This is a genomic window from Acutalibacter intestini (assembly GCF_034334985.1).
In the GTDB taxonomy this organism is placed as follows: domain Bacteria; phylum Bacillota; class Clostridia; order Oscillospirales; family Acutalibacteraceae; genus Acutalibacter; species Acutalibacter intestini.
This window is the reverse complement of record NZ_JAWXXL010000007.1, coordinates 1-17,501: the sequence shown is the minus strand read 5'-3', so window position 1 is coordinate 17,501 and position 17,501 is coordinate 1. Positions and strand designations below refer to the sequence as shown.

Below are 17,501 nucleotides of genomic sequence, written 5' to 3'. Positions count from 1 at the left end.
CCCCCTTCTTATTTCAAAACAAATCTGCAGCTTTTCCGTTTTCATCACATACGGCAATTGAGCCGTTTATCAACAAGCGAAGGATTTCTTCTGGATTTGCAATGCGTAAATCCTGGAAATGCTTCATCTGTTTGAGAAAGCCTGGATATTGGGAGAGAATCTCTCTGGAAATCTTCTCATGAAAGGCTTGAATAGTTGCTTTCCCATTGTGCTCCATTAATACGCCAGGTCCCTCAACAATGGAATCTCCTATTCTCCACGTAGGGAACGCCGACAGACTGGCGTCGCAGGTGTCAGATGTGGTCACACATATTCCGGGGATAAAATGATCTGGAAGTTGAAATTCCTTTTGAAAATGCATCCCCATATCCGGAAATTCCAGATAAACGGTACTCACAAAGGAAGTCACTTTCCAACTGTGACAATGCGGACGTTCCTTTGCCATCACCTGCAGCGCATCAACCACTTCCTTGAAAATCGTCTGCGGAATATACTGATAGTGACCGGAGCCCAGCATCATTATTTTGCGGATTCCACTGCTGGGCAGGGTGCGAATCAAAGCTATTAGGGTTTGCGGCTCATTTTTCAGTCTTCTTGCGATAAATGCAGTTCGCTCCACCGAAGCATCATACATAGTGCCATTTCCTTCTATCGACCCAAACTGGATCAAAATACATCGGTGTATACCATGCATATTTGAGGGTATCCTCCGTCCCGGCCGGCTTGGATAAGGCGTCTCCCACAACGACATAACCGGCACAGCCCAAAAAGCTAAGCTGGATATAGCATGCCATCGCGGCCGTGTAACTAATATCCTGCGCCACGAATTCCACATGATTGGGGAAATCAATCTCCTGGCCAACCAACTCTCTGGCAAAGGTTATCAATAGGTCTCCCGCACCGCAGCAGCAGTCGAAAACACCTGCGTAGCCTTTTTGGACCACTCTGTCCGCAATCACGTTGCTTGTCGTTTCGCCACCAGCATCTCCCCCTATGGTAATCAGAGCCATTACTCTGCCGACACATTCCGGGGTATAATACTGTTTCGTTGTCTTGTTGACTAGCCTCAGTTCCTCTGCGACACGGCCCAGGAAGTCCTTATGGTTTTGGCATATATCCTCCCCCGCTACAAGCAGCATCTTTCGGAGCAGCTCTCGCTCAGGGCTGGAATACTTTCCTTTGACTCGGGCGTACTCTGCCTCACGCGACGTTATCCTATCTTTCTCATAATCCACCTGATTCGATATGAAGCAGGCGGAAATGGTAAGGAAATCCGACCAGATATCCCACCTGTCATATTTCCCATCCAGCTGTTTGAAAAGCTGTAGAAACTCATTGATATGTAAATCATGACTATTCTTCATTGCATTCTGACGGGCCGCAGCCCATCCCGTATTCCCCCTTTCTTCTAAGCGACGTCCTTCAACCCTAAAATCGGGCTGCGCCGTTCTTCGGCGGCAAACCGCCTGTCATAATCATGCAGCGTGCCATCTGGCCGAAAGGTTCTCGGACTCTCCTTGTCCCAATCCAACATCATCTGCCACAAACTGGGATAATCCTGGCGAACAATCCGCAGAGAGTTCAAGGGCTGTTTCGGACAAAAAAAGCATCCTAAACGCTTAAACTTCTGATATAACGGATTCATCAGATTCCGTTTCTCCAGGTACGCTATACAATTTTTTTCTGTCATTCCCCACTCTGCCAGCGGCGCTCTGCAGTTTGGTCTCATCCGAGCCAACCGCTTCGGCTCATCAGCTGCCAATCCAATATATCGGATGTGATCACCGTAGCTCTTGTAATGGCGATTGATTGCCCTTAGTTTCAGCCGGTCATTACACCATGCACCAACCGTCAACGGATATCCATAGATACACCCTGCCCGTTTTCCGGTCAGATATTTCTGATGAAAACCTTCGTCAAAACTGATGACAGACGGCACAATCGTAATTTTCCTCTGAATATATCGCTCTACCTTTTTAAGATATTCATACATCTCCGGGAATTCTGCCCCCATATCGGGCGTTGCCATGACGTTGATAAACACAATGTCATCAATGGGCATTCCCGTTTCAATCATTCGAACCAGCATGGCGGTACTGTCTTTTCCACCACTGTATCTTACAATATGCTTCATCCATTCTCCCACCTTTAGCATTGATTTTTGCTTTCGCTGGGATAAGTCCATTCTTCGCGGCGTGTACTTTTACACCACTTGCCGTATCCTGTTTCGGACCTTTGAACGCGCAGAACCGTCAAAGAGCCTTGTGGCAACCCCTATTCGGGGATTTTGGGAAGCATATCCTTTCCTATTGCTTTCTTATAAAGCAAGGGTTGCGTATGCAATCCGCGTGATATCCAGAATAATTACATTGGATATGGCGCGGTATGGCCTCCGCTCATTTTCCTCTCTTACCCAGTCCTCTAGTTTCATCTCAATTTCCATCCAAAGGTCCTCGTGTTCCCCATTCAAAGAAAAATAGAACTTTTCTCCCTGACGGAAGTTCCCTCGTCTGGTTTCATAGCCTTACGACACACGGTATAAAGGAATAGAAAGCCTCGCGTTTAAAAGCTGCTTCGGATGCAGTTTCTTGAGCAAAGCCCGGTATTCTTCTGTGGCCGCAAGCGTCCCGCCAATGCCAATCTCTGAAAAAGTACAATGATCGGCAAATTCATGGATATGCATCTTGACCTCCTTCTAGCAATTCTCTTGTTCTGTAGTTCCTCCTCTCGTCAACTACGTTCCTTATGAATATGAGGCTATCTCGCAGGCATAAGAATCTCCGGACAAGAAAAGGGAGCTTCAGATTTTACTCTAAAGCTCCCTGTCTCGTAATAATACCGCTGAACCTCTGCGGGTAATGCCGCATATTCAGCTTCCACTCTTACTATCACACTTCATTCGTATCATATTCCAGTAAATCCTCCATCCGGCATCCAAGTGTTTTGGATAGTGCAGATAAAATCCGACCGGATGCCTTGGTAATATCCTTTGCCCGAAGTTCATACTGCTGAAGCGTTCGCAGATTGACTCCCGACTTTTCAGATAACACCCGCTGGGAATATCCCGCGTTTTTTCGCAATGTCTGCAAATTAGTTGGTGCATTTTGATTCTGAATCCGCTTATTTACAGCATCAATAAACTTTTCTTCGGGAGATTCATGCAGGGCCGGATACATCTTTTCTATTTCTTCCATAGAAATATAGGAATGGATGTCTTTAAATCTGCGTCCCGTATACCACTGGTAATACGCAAGAATCCATCCGCACCAGTATTGTGCGGAGCATTCATACTCTATCTGCGGGTCTGGAAATGGAATTTCCAGACCCGACTGGCGTAATACCTCCCATACCAGTTCGGTCCCAGACATTCCGGACACAACCTTTGGCACACCCGTCTCAAACTGGGCAGCCAGATCGCTGACAAAGAAAAGCTCTATGAAAGCGTCCGCAGCCATATTGCAGCTATTTACGGCATAGTCCAGTGCCTCTCCCAGATTCCGCATGGCGTCATCCAAATACTCATTGCTGTATGCGTGGATCATCCAACTGCACCCCCTCTTGGATAATGTCTCTCATATAGAGCCCTCTCATATCATCCCGTTCCAATTCTTTCCGGAAGGCCTCCCGCGCTTCTTCATCTCTGACCTTTCGTTTCACATAATAGGCACGGCTGTCAACCGGTTCATACGACAGAAACCTAAGCGAATCAAAAGCCTTTGGCGTTTTCAAAACATATTGCTCCCCCAGTCTTCCAAGCCGCATAGCTGCTGAAAGCTGGTCAACCGACAATGTATTAGCAAGAAACGCTCTGGCAAAAGAAAAATAGGAGTCATTAGCACGATATCCAACAATGATGTCATATCCCGACAAATCTATGATAAAGTTCTTTTTCAGGTATTCTGCCCCTCGCTTTGTTATCGGATCAGATATCCTCATTTTTCGATATTGAACCAGCAGCGAAAGCCAATGCAAAATCGTATATTCGTTAGATGAAAGGTTTAATATACGCAAATCTTCCATCTCAATTATATATTGGTTTGCGTAGCCGTCAGAGCCTTCTGTGCAGGACCATTCTTTTGCAAGTTCCAAATGCTCCGTACAATAAAAGCCCTGGCCATAATCATTGTACTTTTTCCCTTTGCCATAGACCGGTTGCCGAATAATTTCCGGCGAACCGTGGTATAAGATTTTTAGGGCCATCTCACCATCCTCCATACTTCTGCAGAGTTATAGCCTTATTATACTTCCCTAGAAGTATATTGTCAATACACTTGTGAGCGATTGAGTTCGTTTCTCGTGCCATCGGCACTGCTCTGCCATCTTTGTTCCAATTTATAGGCATGGACAGATTGCATATGGCCCCATGCTATTTTATCCCCATAAATTACCGGTAGAATCGCCCTGCAACGCAATGTATAATATAACAAAACGCATGTTCTTTATAATAGGAGATATCTATGGAAAGGGTAATCCTACACTCAGATTTAAACAACTTTTACGCCTCTGTAGAGTGTTTATATAACCCCTCATTACGAGGAAAGCCTGTCGCGGTTGCCGGGGATCCGGAAGCCAGGCATGGAATTGTACTGGCAAAAAATTATGAAGCCAAAGCCTGCGGTGTTGCTACGGGAAACCCATTGTGGATGGCAAAACAGAAATGTCCAGATATTATATTCGTTCCGCCGCACTATGATCTGTATATGAAATACTCCCAGATTGCAAAAGAAATCTACAGTGAATATACCGATCAGGTAGAGCCATATGGCCTTGACGAATGCTGGCTGGATGTCACAGGTAGTACGCATCTGTTCGGTGATGGTCGGAGAATTGCAAATGAACTGCGAAAACGGATTAAATTTGAACTTGGTGTAACCGCTTCCGTCGGGGTAAGCTATAATAAAATATTCGCAAAACTCGGCAGCGACATGAAAAAGCCGGATGCGACAACGATCATTTCAAGCGATCACTTCCGTGATGTTGTCTGGCCTTTGCCCGTAAATGATCTTCTGTATGTAGGACGCGCAACACACAATAAACTAAAGCGGTACGGAATCCACACTATCGGAGATCTTGCGCAGGCAGATCAGAAACTTCTGCAAAATATGCTCGGACAAAACGGTTTGATGCTATGGATGTTTGCCAATGGACTGGATACCTCTCCGGTATCAAATATTGGAGCAAAATCTCTGATTAAATCTATTGGCAACAGCACAACTGCCCCACGCGACCTGATTACCGATGAAGACATCCGCATCACGCTTATGGTGCTTTGCGAAAGCGTATCCTCTCGGATGCGCGAATATGGATTTGTCTGTAATACGGTACAGATTGGTGTCCGGGATAATGAATTGTGCAGCTACGAGCGGCAGGGCAAACTATCCTCCCCGAACAGAACCGCTAAGGCATTACTGCAAAAATCATTTGAGCTTTATAAGCGCAATCACACATCCGGCAAGCCTGTCCGGTCGCTCAGTGTCCGTGCCTGTAATTTATCGCTGAATGAATATGAGCAGCTTTCTTTATTACCGGAAATCTCAACTATTCAAAAGCAGGAGACATTGGAAAGCGCAATAGACAACATCCGAACCCGGTTCGGGAATTTTTCCATACAGACAGGCCTTCTGCTCTCTGACAAACAGCTCTCCTCGATAAACCCAAAAGAAGATCATATCATTCATCCGGAATCCTTTTTTAAAAATTAACCGTCCTCATTGAACAGGACGGTTAATTTTCTATACATTCCTCCGGCAGCTTGTCAACACGCAGTCGCTTTTTACCGTTTGTAGCTCCGCCTAGCGGCCATTCAAATACCTCATTTCTGTTATACCGAATAATGTTCCCAGAAATCGGAATACTATGATTGGGGTGTGTATATGGCAAGAAAAGTGTTTGTTGAAGTGACGGCTAAGTTCGATACTGAGGGCAAAATAACACCACTCTCCCTCTTATGGGAGGATGGCACGGTGTACGAAATAGACCGTGTGCTGGATGTTCGCAAGGCAGCTTCTTTGAAAGCCGGCGGAATAGGAATACGATATACAGTAAAAATAGGCGGCAAACAAAGCTATTTATATTATGAAGAACCCAAATGGTTTGTGGAGGCAAAAGAATAATGTGCGGACGGTATTCTTTATTTGATGAACAGGACAATGAAGAGATTGGGGAAATCCTTGCAGAAATAAATCGAAAATATCCCGGCCATCCGATACGGACCGGAGAAATATTCCCGACTAATACAGTTCCGGTTCTGACAATAGACGGTAAAGACCTAAGCCCGAAACCTCTTGTCTGGGGATTTCCAAAATTCACAGGAAGCGGTGTAATCATCAACGCACGCGCTGAAACAGCAGAGGAAAAGAAAACCTTTCGGCAGAGTTTATTTGCAAACCGATGCGTTGTACCAAGCACAGGTTTTTACGAATGGGACGAACAGAAGAAAAAGTATCTTTTCCGTCTGCCCGGTGAGCAAACGCTGTATATGGCTGGGCTCTGCAAAGAATATGATGGAATCCGGAGATATGTAATCCTTACTACTGCCGCAAACAATTCCATGAAGGCAATACACAACCGAATGCCGGTTATTCTGCCAAAGGATAAAATGCTCCTGTGGGCTACGGATACTGCTGCGGCGTTGGATTATCTGCATAATGAGATGCCCGAACTTGTGCATACAGGCTAAAAAAGGCAGTGCAGTCTAAGACTGCAGCTCCGAACCACTATACTTTAGAATTGAATCCGAAGCGTACTACAGTGACTCTTGTGCAATGCGGAAATCAAAATATGTATCAGGGTACGGTTCATTTGCTAAAACATAACGCTTGCCAAACTTCATACAAGGATTGTCCAAGTAATTCAGTCATAATTGATTGAGAGGGTTTATTTTCAAGCACACCATCTCCTCCACAAATGGGAATTTAACGTACTCTCACGGTATTTGTAAGAACAAATCCTACTTTTTTGTACAGCATGAAAGCTTTATCATTCCATTTAGCAACATGTAACACAATAGGCTCATTACTAGTTTGGCGAATATGGTTCATTCCCCATAATAAAAGTTGTTTTCCATATCCCCTATTTTGAAATTCCTTATTGACGACCAAATCGTCTATTTCGTTTCCATAACAGGCAATCGAACCAATCATTTCTTCCCCACTTACAAGCAAGAAAATATCCTTGCTTTTTTCACGAACTTGCTTATAATCATTCAAAAAATTGTAAGGCTCAATAGCAAGAGATTTTCGCATTTCATAAAAGCAAGTATTATATATTTTCATATATTGTTCAAAATACTTTTGCTCAAAAGGAATACACAAGATATTGCTTTTTTCAATATCATCTTTCACATATTTCATTTCATATGCTATTATTTCCATGCTGTAATTTTCCTTCTGCAACTCCCGATTTGCTTATTCGCCTACCGCTGAATGTGTGTTGCAACTGCCGTAATAGACTTATTTGTGAATTTTATAACTTCACCGTATATGTTTGAAATGCCGAGTCCTGTGTCAATAAGTAAGCTTCGCTCGCTTCCATTTAATAAATAGCAATAAGTTTCTTCCCAATGTCGATATTCACTGATAATACAAGTATTATCATCTACTCTATCTATTGTAAATCAGTTATCCATCGTCTGCATACTCCTTTCGAGTTCCGAACTATTTTGATAAACATTGGATATTCATTTTCTCTGATTTCCCTAATTTGATACTCCATGCTTACCCCTTTATTTCTTCTTTTAACAAAGAGTACATTTTCATATCAATTACCTTACCATTTTTCACAGCATTACTTCTCAATGTACCCTCATATTGAAACCCTGCTTTTTCAAGCACCCTGCAAGATGCCATATTATAAGCAAACGGCTCGGCATAAATACGGATAATGTCACTTTCACTAAAAACGTACTCACATATTTGCTTAACAGCTTCGGTTACAATGCCTTTGCCCCAATATTCTTCGGCAATATAATATCCTAACTCGGCGGTTTGCCTATGAATATTACCCTGCCGAAAAATGCCAATACTGCCAATTACCATATTATCTACGGTAATAGCAAAAGCATAGGTTTCGTTTTCATCCGCGGAAAGCATAGCAGAAATAAACTCTTTTCCATCCTGCTCGGTGTAGGGATAGGGCAAACCATCACGAAGATTATCTTGTACTTTCTTATTCGAAAGCGTAGCCGCCAAATCTTTTGCGTCTGATAGCTCCCATTTTCTTATTCTGCACTTCATTTTTCAAGTCCTCCCAATCCACATTTTCAATTATCTTTCAGTGTCCGGGTACTGCTTCAACTTGTTCAGAAAATCATCAAAATCCTGTTGCAGTGCCAGGCCGCAGGTAAAGGCGATGTTCTTTCCGTAATCCTGAAACACCTCCAGCCCGAAAAGATCCTCGTAAAATTTTCTCGCAGCGTTAATGTCTGCCACGGATATAAGCGTACATACATGTTTCATCTAAATACTCCTGTTACAATATATTTGCCCCATGTAAGTGGCAGCCAACCACAGGCGAGGGACATCTCATGGCAAAGCTGTTAGAATGGAAGGGCAATGGTCTGGCGAGATGCTCCAAGAGCGAAACGCTCGGTTGAAAGTCCGTCTGCCATCCCCCATTCGCAGCGTTCGATTTGTGCAGGTAGAGCAGCCGCTCGAGTCAGCAAACAGATAGAATCGGTGATGAGAAAAGGATGGATTACCGTTGTAATCAAGGTATCAGGAGGATTCCAAAATGTATGCTGTGGGAGTGGATGTTTCCAAGGGTTGGAGTACCGTAGCGGTAAGAACTGCTATGCTGCCTTTTTTGCATGTTCCCGCTCGTCATCTGAATACCTGGCTATCAATCCAAGATAATAGTCCAACATATCATCTGTAAGCTTTTTGTCATGGACCACAGACGATGCAATCAATGTGAATGCCGCCCGTTTCCTATATGTCTGCGATGAAGTAATCCACCCTTCTATCAGGGCGCTCCGGCAATCCATCTTAATTAAAAGATTCTTGCACAAATGGTCGCATAAATCCCAGGATATAACATCTCCTATCAGTTGTTCTACACCGTCTTTTGTCATTCCTTTCGGATCCATCAATAATACAGCCAACAGCCGCGCCTCATGATATCCCGTTACCCACAGCCCAAGAGCCAGCTCATTTGACTTCTGCATCTTTTTGGCAAGGCTTCTGACCTCTGCCGTTGATACACCAAGACTATACTGCTCCGGAATCCCCATACGCACCACGTTCGCTTTATATTTCTCAGACGCCCGTATCTTTAATTCTGCTATTACCTCTGAACAATTCATGTTTTCCTCCTAGCCACTTCAGTCATTCTCCAAATAGAAACTCCTTGAGACCCCTTTTCTCACAAAGCCGTTCTTCTCATAAAAGTGCTGTGCACCTACATTCGTCAAAGCCGTATCTGTATCAAGCTTTCGGATTCCTTTCTTATACAGAAAGTTTTTCAGGCTGCACATACACATTGCCCCAATTCCATTTCCCTGCAATCCCTCTTTGACATATATCCATCGCAGATATGCAATACCCGGTTGTTCCAGATAGTGAATTTCACACTCTCCTATCGGATTGGAATCAATGAGAAACTCGCCATATTGCTGTCTACCAGTACTCACCTCATGCCATCGCATGGCAACACCCTCATCGTGGGCAGCCTCTGGCACAGAAGAGTAAAACACATTCTCATGCTCAATTTGAAACCCAAGCTGCAACAACAGAGTACTGATATGAGAGCAGTTTTCAAACAGCTTGCCATGCCTTGCGTAGCAGGACATTCCGAAGTAATGATAAAATGCATATATAATTTCAGAGTCATCTCCAAAATCCTTTAGCGCTTCATTGAGAAGTGCTGCGCCAACCTCCTGCAAATCCCGATTAAAGTACAGTGAACGAATAACCGGATAGGATATTCTCTCAGATATTTTTCCATCCTTATCGAATCCCAATGAGGTTCTGCCATACTGAACGAAACCGACCAATTCATTTTCCAGATAGGCGCCTTTTACCGTTAATTCTTTAAACAGCGTTTTCCCTTTTCCATCTATATCGTGAAGAAAGGACTTTTCCCAGATATCGAAATCTACCGGATAGTCTTTCCGGCGCCATTTTTTCCGATAAGACCGTATATATCTCCTTGCCTCACCGTCAAACTGACTTCACTGACAGCAATGCTTTTCCCGTAAGTCTTTGACAGCCTTTCTGCTTTCAGTATCTCATTCATATTAACCTCCCATCCTCCCGACTTAATACCCGCTCTTGCAAATCAATTCAGCCTGAGCTCATCCAAGCCCGGGATAATCGTTCAGGTCGACGCCTGGCGCCGGCCTGCCGTTTTTGTCTACGACTCCCTCTTCCTTCATTTTCTGTGTCTCTCTCTCGATCTGTTTCTGAATTACCTCTGGCTCACCAGCCCCGTTTCCCTGCTCACCAGTACCCGTGCTTGTCTGCTGACTGCTTTGGGTTATAGACTGATTTTCGCTCACCGAGCTGCTTTGAACCAAGCCCCTATCCTCATTTGCGGCACAGGCCGCAGCGCTTATTAGTACAAGCACCAGCGCAGCTACAAGGGCTGCAATTTTTTTAGTCATTCATGATACCTCCTTGATTGCAAAGAATGTATTGAGGATATAAATGAGATACTGAAAACAGAAAGGCTATCACTGTTATACGATTGGAATCCAGTATTCATAAACTGTATTCTTGGGATCGGCTTTGTTATATACCTCTATATCCGGCGAATTCGCATATGTATAGCCAGAAGTGGGAAGCCATTCTGTGATAACGCGCTTTTCCAACTCCTGCAGGGAATGGTTTGTACCCTGCCCCTCGAAAATCGCCCATTTGCACGCTGGAATCAGATATTCTTCAAAAACATCAGCTTGCCTGTCTGAGCGAACTGCAATCATATATTTCCAGCTTTCCGTATGATGGATACTGATACCCAATAGTCCCTGCGGTTTCCTTTCCTGTAAGGCACTCAGTTTTGCAAGTGTTCCATCGGAAAGAACCGTATCCCATATTGTAGGAATCCTTTCAAAGTTTTGGGTAAGTTCCGCATTCAGCGGGCAAGAAATCCCCACCACACGAAACGCAGCTTTTTCCTCTACTCTGAATTTCAATGGCTGCCCTCCGTCCATGGATACATGAAACTGAATTGGCGGAAAAGCCTGCAGCGGGCTGTTCTCTGTCTTCAGGACAGACGGCACCACACCATGAAAGCTTTTAAATGCCCGGGTAAAAGCAGTTGGAGATTCATACCGGTATTTTATTGCAATATCTATTACCTTCCCGCTATCCTTTTGCAGCTCTACGGCTGCAAGGGACATCCGACGACGCCGTATGTATTCCCGCAGCGTCATATTGGTCATATAGAGGAACATCTGTTGGAAATAGTAGGATGGACAGCCAGCCACTTTTGCCACCTTCTCATAATCTAATTCCTCCGTGATATGCGCTTCTATATATTCGATTGATCGGTTCAAGCGTTGCGTCCATTCCATAGGGTCACCTAACGCTATTCTATTTTAGCTTATCCTTTCATGAGTTTCTTCGCATTCAGGCTATTCAAATTGATAGCTCAAGTGCGCAAACATTTCCCGCAAGAAACAGCCAATTATTGCTTTTGTTTCAGCCTCCTGCGGCCTTGCTATTTTCGCGTATCACCTTGTGTCATGTGAGACACAAGAAGAAATTACTTATTTCAAATTGTATAATTCTGCTCATGAACTTTAACCATTCCGCCTGGGGATGCTCCTTGTCATAACCTGAAGGAACATTCAAAAGCGATGTTCCCTGAACCCTAAAGTATTTCTCAAACTCCGGCGCGTGGATGATTTCATCAAATTCTTCATCGAACTCTGTAATATAGTCGCGGACCCTTTCGGTTGCATCTCGAAACGAACTTGCAAACAATCCTCCTCCGAGGAAAGACTGCCCTCCCGGCTTAATCATCAGATAATACCCCACAGGAACCGGCATCTTCCCTTTAGCGGAAATATGTGCGCGGAACGCTGGGTTGTATGGGGTTCTGTCACTACCAGACCGAGGATACCGAATCAATCTAAAGATAGTATCCTTTGGCTGAATATGTAAAATGCTTCTGTCAAACTCTCCAATACGCAGAATTATCTCCTGAACCAGTTCTTCAAACTTCTCCGTTGCCGCTTTTGTTTCCGCTAAATGTGCATTATACCATCCCCGGTTGTTATGCTCATTCAAGTCGGTCAAACACTTTAGAATTCACTTTGTCTCCATTATCTGTGTACCTCCATAGCCGTCAAAGAATGGCTATTAAGGATGTCTTCCAATCTAAATATGCTGCTTTCCATTTAATGTTATCATTTCTAAACACACATCACAACAAAATGTCCCGTTTTTGCAGATTGAAAGGCGATTTTTGCACGCCGTGAAACATGAGACGTTCTACCAGCCTATCGCATCCTTGCTTTTTAATCCTGTTATCGATTTTGGGACTTTTCCCCTGATAGCTGTAAATGTAGGATTCTGCTTTTAGTACGGCAGAGCGGCTCATATAGTTTCAAAAGTTTTAGCAGAAGATAAACATATCCTGATACTGCAATCAAAAATGCTTGATAGCAAGTTAAGCCCCATGGCTTTCCCTGCTATCAAGCATCTTATTTTTATTCCTGTGTTGACAATAACAATATTGCCGTGAATACATCTTTTTCTATTTTACATGAAAGATAACCTCCATACTTTTCCGCCGTCTTATTTACGCTGCCAATTCCAAGCCCATGCAGGCCCTTTTCACTTTTAGTTGACAGGAGCGTATCCCCTTGCATGGTAATATCCCCAGAGTATCCATTTATAATCCTAAATACGCAAAACCCTCCGATATCCTGCATGAAAATCCGCACCTTCACGTATTTCTGGCCCCGGCATTCTCCGGCAGCGCGCAGTGCATTATCGAGCAAATTCCCCAGCAATGCGACCAGATCGATATCGGATACCATATCTAATTTAACTCCTGGCTCCACATAAACATCAAAGTCAATCTGGTTCTTTTCCGCCCATCCCTTTTTCTCAGATAAGATCATATTCAGTACATGGTGGCTGCAGAATATTTCCGTCTCGCTGTTCTCTATATGCCCGCTCATTTCCTCCACCGCATTCATGATACTTTCACAGTCGCCCTGTCTGGCAAAGTTATGAATCAGAGACAGGTAATGGTTTATATTATGGACAAACTCATTATGATTTCCCTGCACTTCGTCCATATGCGTGTAATATTTTAAATCTGCCTGTTGTTTTGTGATGAGTATTTGTTTTTCCGCATTTTGGTACATTTCTTCCGAATATCTGTTGAATGCATAGAACACAAGAATATTTCCGATCAGCAGAAAGCTGAAGCTCACAGTGATCAGCACCTTCACATAAACATTCGTATCAAAATCAATACCAGAATAGAATATCCCTGCCATGATACCAAATCCTGCCACTGGCAGACACAGATATTCTATAAAGACATGGTTATCCATATTCCTTTTCGACTTCCCTATAAACTGTTCTGCCAGTACAAACATAATATACGTTAGAAGTTTTAGGGGCAATATCTCATGATGAAGCCCTGACATCAACATGTCCTTCTCATTCGTCTGATTAAAGATGATACTAAACAGACATTCACTTGCAAATATTATGGAATCTGCCACTATGTAGCATAGAACTTTGCTCCCTGTCTTTCCTCCGAACAAGGTCATCGCATAAGCCAAGGTTATTACTATGAACATAACAAGGTTGATCTCCCGTTTACCCACTAAATTCACCCCATACAGGCTGAACACGGCAACCGCATTTATAAGGAAAAGATTCTTACGTTCCTTGGCCCAAAACTTCATTTCAAAGAAGCATGCAAAAAATGAATAGATAAGGTAAATCTCCACTACACAATATACCAATAACATATTGTAGTCTATAAGGTTCATACTATTCATAGCATCACTCCATATACTTGCGGCTGACCCATTCTGCAAAGGATTTCCGGAATTCTCTTAGCTTGGAGCGCGAAATCGTCAAGATTGTTCCATCATTTAATTTCATTTCTCCATCCGAGCACATCTTGACCACATACCTCAGATTGACAATATAGCTGTTATGTGCGTATGCAAATCCAAAAGGAGACAAAATCTCAAACAGTTCACCCAGCTTCTGTTTTGTCGTCAGATTGTTTTCAAAGGAATACTCAATCTGTTCCTTAATAACATGAATCCTGCTCCCATGCTTTGTGTTCTCAATATACAATATATCGTCCGGAACGAGAGCCACGCTGTTATGATAATAATTTCCAACAACGCATGGAACCTTATGATTTTCTTTAATTTGCCTGACTACTGCACGCATCTCCGAAATCATCCGTTTCTCAGAATAACTCTTGAGCAAATACCGAAAGGGAGTCGCTTTAAACGACTCATCTGTAGGCATGCGCATACCGGAACAGAATACAAGGATACTTTTTGGAAAAACTTCCCGGAACCTTGCCGCCGTTTCATGCCCGTCCAGATTTTTCATCTGCATATCTAAAATCAGCAGATCGCACCTTTTCCTGTTCCGAAGCCCTTGTACTAGCTCTTCACCTGAAAAATATTCGCTAAACAGAATCTCTCCCTTATCCATTCCGCTTTTTGCGATAATTCCTTTTATATAATCGACAAAGACTCTGTCGTCGTCACAAATAATAATATTATACATAGTCCACCCAATAGTTTCTTTTTCTCGGTATCCTATTCCCAAGATCCTTCTCAATCCGAACCTGCAATAGAATGGTAGAGCATATCAAATCCATACTGAAGAAACTGCTCTTTGGACAGTCCCATGGACTGTTTGATATATTCTTCCTTACTTGAGGCAAACTGAATCAGCCCAGCCAACATTCCCCAACAGGCGAACGAAGCTGACTCAGCTTCCAGGACAGTCCGGAGGTCGCCCCGTTCCATGCCTGACAGCAAAACAGATTTTATCATCTCGTTGATCTAAAATAGGCGCTTGTACTAAGCAGAGCCACAAACGACACAATCAGAATACATTTTAGTGTTATTAATATTCAGAACTGAGAAGGAAATCCGCTATGTGCATTGTTTTAATGCCCTCATAGTTTCCTCCTGCATATTCATCCGTCGTGAGAACATATTTGGGGTAATTATCGTGTATTTCAAGTAAACGGTCATACTCCCGTTTTACCCTCTTTTCAGATCTAATCTCTTGTGTGACTTGAACATATACCTTTTCATTTTGCCTTACAGCCACAAAGTCAATTTCGCCATCCCCTGTTTTACCCACATTAACGGTGTATCCACGCCTGCAAAGTTCCAAATACACAATATTTTCAAGGCTGGACGCTACGCTGTCTGCATTGTATCCGAGGACGCTGTACCGAAGCGAGACATCTGCAAGATAGAATTTTTCCTGCGTTTTCAGAATTTCCTTGCCCTGCAAATCATACCGGGAACAGCGGTGGAGCAAATATGCCTTCTCCAGCTTTTCAAGATAGCTGTAAACCGTTTCGTTATCAAGGGAACGGCGCTCCGATTTTAGGTAGTCCGCAATCGCCTTTGCAGAAAAGGTATTGCCGACATTATGGAAGGTGTATTTTACGACACGCTCCATCTGGTCGATCTTCCTGACCTGATTTCGCCTTACAATATCAGAGAAAATCGTTGAATTGTATATATCTCGGACAATCGTATAGATTTCGTCCTGAGAATACGCCTGTAAATGGGTTGCCGGGAAGCCTCCCAAACGGACATAGCTTGCCAGCTCTGCTTTTGGATCTCCCACGTCGGCATACTTTGCCTTGAACATGAGGTATTCACCAAAGGACAGGGTAAAAATCCGGAAAGAAACATATCTCCCGGTAAGATAGGTCGATATTTCGGAGGACATCATTCGGGAGTTAGAACCTGTGATATACAAATCAACATCAAAATCTGTCGCCAGTGAATTTACGACCTTTTCCCAGCCCTTGATTTCCTGAACCTCGTCAAGAAACAAATAGGTTTTGCCATCAGGCGATAGCTGTTCTTTTAGCTGGGCGTATATCTGCTTCGCCGTCATATCCTCATATTCCATTGAGTCTAAACGGCAGCTTATGATACGCTCCGCCGGAACATCTCGCTCGGTCTTAAGCTTTTCCATAATCATTTTGAGTATCGTAGACTTTCCGCAGCGGCGTACTCCTGTGAGTATTTTTACAAAAGGGGTGTCCACATAAGCCATTATTTTATCCACATACATAGGTCTGTAAATCATGATGACCACCTCCGTCCGTATAGTAGTATACCGCAAAGCCACTAGAAAGTCAATTATTTTTGCGATTACAAACCGCAAAACAATTCAACACCTTATTTGATTACGGACTATGCAGCCATAACAGGCGAGTGCTACGCACCCTCACATGGTTTGGTTGCTATCAGCTTACATTGCTTCCTCTACAACATGCTCGCCCCTCGTTTAACCGGGACGTCCTTCTCGACCGTTTCACAGTCTGCTATATCAAACGCTTCCTGCCTACCACTATGAGTTTGAATACCATGTTTATATTAGAACAGATATTATGTAAAGCCCTGATATCCACATCAAATTGTGGAATATCAGGGCCTTTGATTATTCATGATTTCTGAACGGGCAATGGTGGTCTATTTCTCACCGTGAATATTTTACTGTATCCGCTTACGAAGCCTTTGATAGAATAAAGCTGCTACCATCATCAGAATTCCCACCAGGAACAGCCACAGCTTTGCTGTGTAGCTTCCTGTGATCATTGAGAACAGATAAAAGCTTCCCAGCTTTGGCCCCATACCGATGTTGAGAGCATAATATAGCAGCGGCGGCATATATCCGATGACTGTATTTCCCGTCAGCGCTGAGGTCAGCATGCCCATGGAGCCTAAGAATATAGCATCCGCTATCGTCCCAAGGGCCAAAACCGGCGAGACATCGCAGCTTTGCTGTTTCATAAATACGGTAAATGCACAGATCAGCAGGGCGGCAACCCCTACCGAATACACCGTTCGTATCAGGTGGACCTTTGCTGTGCTGCAATACTTGGAAGATACCAGGTCGTCAATTTCCTCGTTCTGCTCCGGCTGAAATACCGGCGTCAGCAGCACAACGCCAATTAGAGAGACAAACATCTCCAGTGGCATGGCAGCGGAATTGTGATCCAGATTGGCTGTGCCGATAAATAGCGGAGTGACAAGGCATAAGAGGACTGAGACCCCCATGGACAAAAGTGCGTTATGCCTGAGATTGATTTTTGCGATCTCTAATACTGGAAACCGTTTTTTTGAAGAATGCATTTCCACCGAATTTCCCCTTTCTTTTTGCTTCATAGATTAAAATTGTGAGTAGGATAAGCGCCAGGGCGATTCCCGCCATCAGCAGCCTGTTCTGCACAAGGTCTCCAAAATGGTCCAGATAATCCTGGGTACGGAACAGGGAATCTGCACCTACGTTGTGGCGGGGCGCCAGACG

Annotated in this window: 22 protein-coding genes and 2 pseudogenes; 3 read left to right on the top strand and 21 right to left on the bottom strand. The window is 43.7% G+C overall.

What is annotated here, in order from left to right; translation table 11 throughout:
* Window positions 1–13 precede the first annotated feature (13 nt).
* The 6 genes from U8U68_RS07545 to U8U68_RS07520 form a co-directional block, all read right to left on the bottom strand.
* Window positions 14–634, bottom strand: coding sequence for a hypothetical protein (locus U8U68_RS07545; protein WP_322200226.1), 621 nt, complete (start codon window positions 632–634; stop codon window positions 14–16).
* Window positions 627–1,364 carry an N-6 DNA methylase gene (locus U8U68_RS07540; RefSeq protein ID WP_322200225.1) on the bottom strand — a complete coding sequence of 246 codons (738 nt, stop codon included), beginning with the start codon at window positions 1,362–1,364 and terminating at the stop codon, window positions 627–629. The genes U8U68_RS07545 and U8U68_RS07540 overlap by 8 nt, the downstream gene beginning before the upstream one ends.
* Before the next feature lie 44 nt (window positions 1,365–1,408).
* Window positions 1,409–2,134: a phosphoadenosine phosphosulfate reductase domain-containing protein gene (locus tag U8U68_RS07535; RefSeq protein ID WP_322200224.1), complete on the bottom strand. Its 726-nt coding sequence runs from the start codon at window positions 2,132–2,134 to the stop codon at window positions 1,409–1,411.
* 390 nt (window positions 2,135–2,524) lie between these two features.
* Window positions 2,525–2,683, bottom strand: a complete 159-nt coding sequence (locus U8U68_RS07530; protein ID WP_322200223.1) for a hypothetical protein — start codon at window positions 2,681–2,683, stop codon at window positions 2,525–2,527.
* A 205-nt stretch (window positions 2,684–2,888) separates the two neighbouring features.
* Window positions 2,889–3,515: a helix-turn-helix domain-containing protein gene (locus U8U68_RS07525; protein ID WP_322200222.1), complete on the bottom strand. Its 627-nt coding sequence runs from the start codon at window positions 3,513–3,515 to the stop codon at window positions 2,889–2,891.
* 4 nt (window positions 3,516–3,519) lie between these two features.
* A complete protein-coding gene (locus U8U68_RS07520) occupies window positions 3,520–4,200 on the bottom strand; it encodes a DUF3990 domain-containing protein (protein ID WP_322200221.1) in 681 nt (226 codons plus the stop codon).
* Between the two features lie 257 nt (window positions 4,201–4,457).
* Here U8U68_RS07520 and dinB point away from each other — a divergent pair, with 257 nt between their 5' ends.
* The 3 genes from dinB to U8U68_RS07505 all read left to right on the top strand — a co-directional run bounded on the left by dinB (window position 4,458) and on the right by U8U68_RS07505 (window position 6,679).
* Complete coding sequence (gene dinB / locus U8U68_RS07515; protein WP_322200220.1) at window positions 4,458–5,702, top strand: DNA polymerase IV; 1,245 nt, start codon at window positions 4,458–4,460, stop codon at window positions 5,700–5,702.
* Window positions 5,703–5,873: 171 nt separating this feature from the next.
* Window positions 5,874–6,113: a hypothetical protein gene (locus tag U8U68_RS07510; protein ID WP_322200219.1), complete on the top strand. Its 240-nt coding sequence runs from the start codon at window positions 5,874–5,876 to the stop codon at window positions 6,111–6,113.
* Window positions 6,113–6,679: an SOS response-associated peptidase gene (locus tag U8U68_RS07505; protein WP_322200218.1), complete on the top strand. Its 567-nt coding sequence runs from the start codon at window positions 6,113–6,115 to the stop codon at window positions 6,677–6,679. Before U8U68_RS07510 ends, U8U68_RS07505 begins: the two co-directional genes overlap by 1 nt.
* A gap of 235 nt (window positions 6,680–6,914) precedes the next feature.
* On the opposite strand, the gene U8U68_RS07500 is transcribed toward U8U68_RS07505, so the two are convergent.
* From U8U68_RS07500 to U8U68_RS07430, 15 genes and pseudogenes are all read right to left on the bottom strand, one after another.
* The gene (locus U8U68_RS07500; protein WP_322200217.1) at window positions 6,915–7,373 is read right to left on the bottom strand and encodes a GNAT family N-acetyltransferase; all 459 of its coding nucleotides are present in this window, start codon (window positions 7,371–7,373) and stop codon (window positions 6,915–6,917) included.
* Between the two features lie 50 nt (window positions 7,374–7,423).
* Window positions 7,424–7,582, bottom strand: a pseudogene (locus U8U68_RS07495) (MBL fold metallo-hydrolase); the annotation flags it as partial.
* 133 nt (window positions 7,583–7,715) lie between these two features.
* Entirely contained in the window at window positions 7,716–8,234 is a 519-nt protein-coding gene (locus U8U68_RS07490) for a GNAT family N-acetyltransferase (protein ID WP_322200216.1), read from the bottom strand.
* A gap of 30 nt (window positions 8,235–8,264) precedes the next feature.
* Complete coding sequence (locus tag U8U68_RS07485) at window positions 8,265–8,456, bottom strand: VOC family protein (RefSeq protein WP_367575802.1); 192 nt, start codon at window positions 8,454–8,456, stop codon at window positions 8,265–8,267.
* A 332-nt stretch (window positions 8,457–8,788) separates the two neighbouring features.
* Window positions 8,789–9,301 carry a DNA alkylation repair protein gene (locus U8U68_RS07480; RefSeq protein ID WP_322200215.1) on the bottom strand — a complete coding sequence of 171 codons (513 nt, stop codon included), beginning with the start codon at window positions 9,299–9,301 and terminating at the stop codon, window positions 8,789–8,791.
* 18 nt (window positions 9,302–9,319) lie between these two features.
* Entirely contained in the window at window positions 9,320–9,958 is a 639-nt protein-coding gene (locus tag U8U68_RS07475; RefSeq protein WP_322200214.1) for a GNAT family N-acetyltransferase, read from the bottom strand.
* Window positions 9,959–10,092: 134 nt separating this feature from the next.
* Window positions 10,093–10,233 carry an ATP-binding cassette domain-containing protein gene (locus U8U68_RS07470; RefSeq protein WP_322200213.1) on the bottom strand — a complete coding sequence of 47 codons (141 nt, stop codon included), beginning with the start codon at window positions 10,231–10,233 and terminating at the stop codon, window positions 10,093–10,095.
* A 58-nt stretch (window positions 10,234–10,291) separates the two neighbouring features.
* Window positions 10,292–10,600, bottom strand: coding sequence for a hypothetical protein (locus U8U68_RS07465; RefSeq protein WP_322200212.1), 309 nt, complete (start codon window positions 10,598–10,600; stop codon window positions 10,292–10,294).
* Between the two features lie 75 nt (window positions 10,601–10,675).
* Window positions 10,676–11,512, bottom strand: a complete 837-nt coding sequence (locus U8U68_RS07460) for an AraC family transcriptional regulator (RefSeq protein WP_322200211.1) — start codon at window positions 11,510–11,512, stop codon at window positions 10,676–10,678.
* A 169-nt stretch (window positions 11,513–11,681) separates the two neighbouring features.
* Window positions 11,682–12,239: a DUF2461 domain-containing protein gene (locus U8U68_RS07455; RefSeq protein WP_322200210.1), complete on the bottom strand. Its 558-nt coding sequence runs from the start codon at window positions 12,237–12,239 to the stop codon at window positions 11,682–11,684.
* Window positions 12,240–12,652: 413 nt separating this feature from the next.
* On the bottom strand, window positions 12,653–13,966 hold the full coding sequence (locus U8U68_RS07450) for a sensor histidine kinase (RefSeq protein WP_322200209.1): 1,314 nt from the start codon (window positions 13,964–13,966) through the stop codon (window positions 12,653–12,655).
* Window positions 13,967–13,970: 4 nt separating this feature from the next.
* Entirely contained in the window at window positions 13,971–14,720 is a 750-nt protein-coding gene (locus tag U8U68_RS07445; RefSeq protein ID WP_322200208.1) for a LytR/AlgR family response regulator transcription factor, read from the bottom strand.
* Window positions 14,721–15,065: 345 nt separating this feature from the next.
* Window positions 15,066–16,277, bottom strand: a complete 1,212-nt coding sequence (locus U8U68_RS07440) for an ATP-binding protein (protein ID WP_322200207.1) — start codon at window positions 16,275–16,277, stop codon at window positions 15,066–15,068.
* A gap of 407 nt (window positions 16,278–16,684) precedes the next feature.
* Window positions 16,685–17,173: a hypothetical protein gene (locus U8U68_RS07435; RefSeq protein WP_322200206.1), complete on the bottom strand. Its 489-nt coding sequence runs from the start codon at window positions 17,171–17,173 to the stop codon at window positions 16,685–16,687.
* A gap of 91 nt (window positions 17,174–17,264) precedes the next feature.
* A pseudogene (locus tag U8U68_RS07430) lies at window positions 17,265–17,501 on the bottom strand (hypothetical protein); the annotation flags it as partial.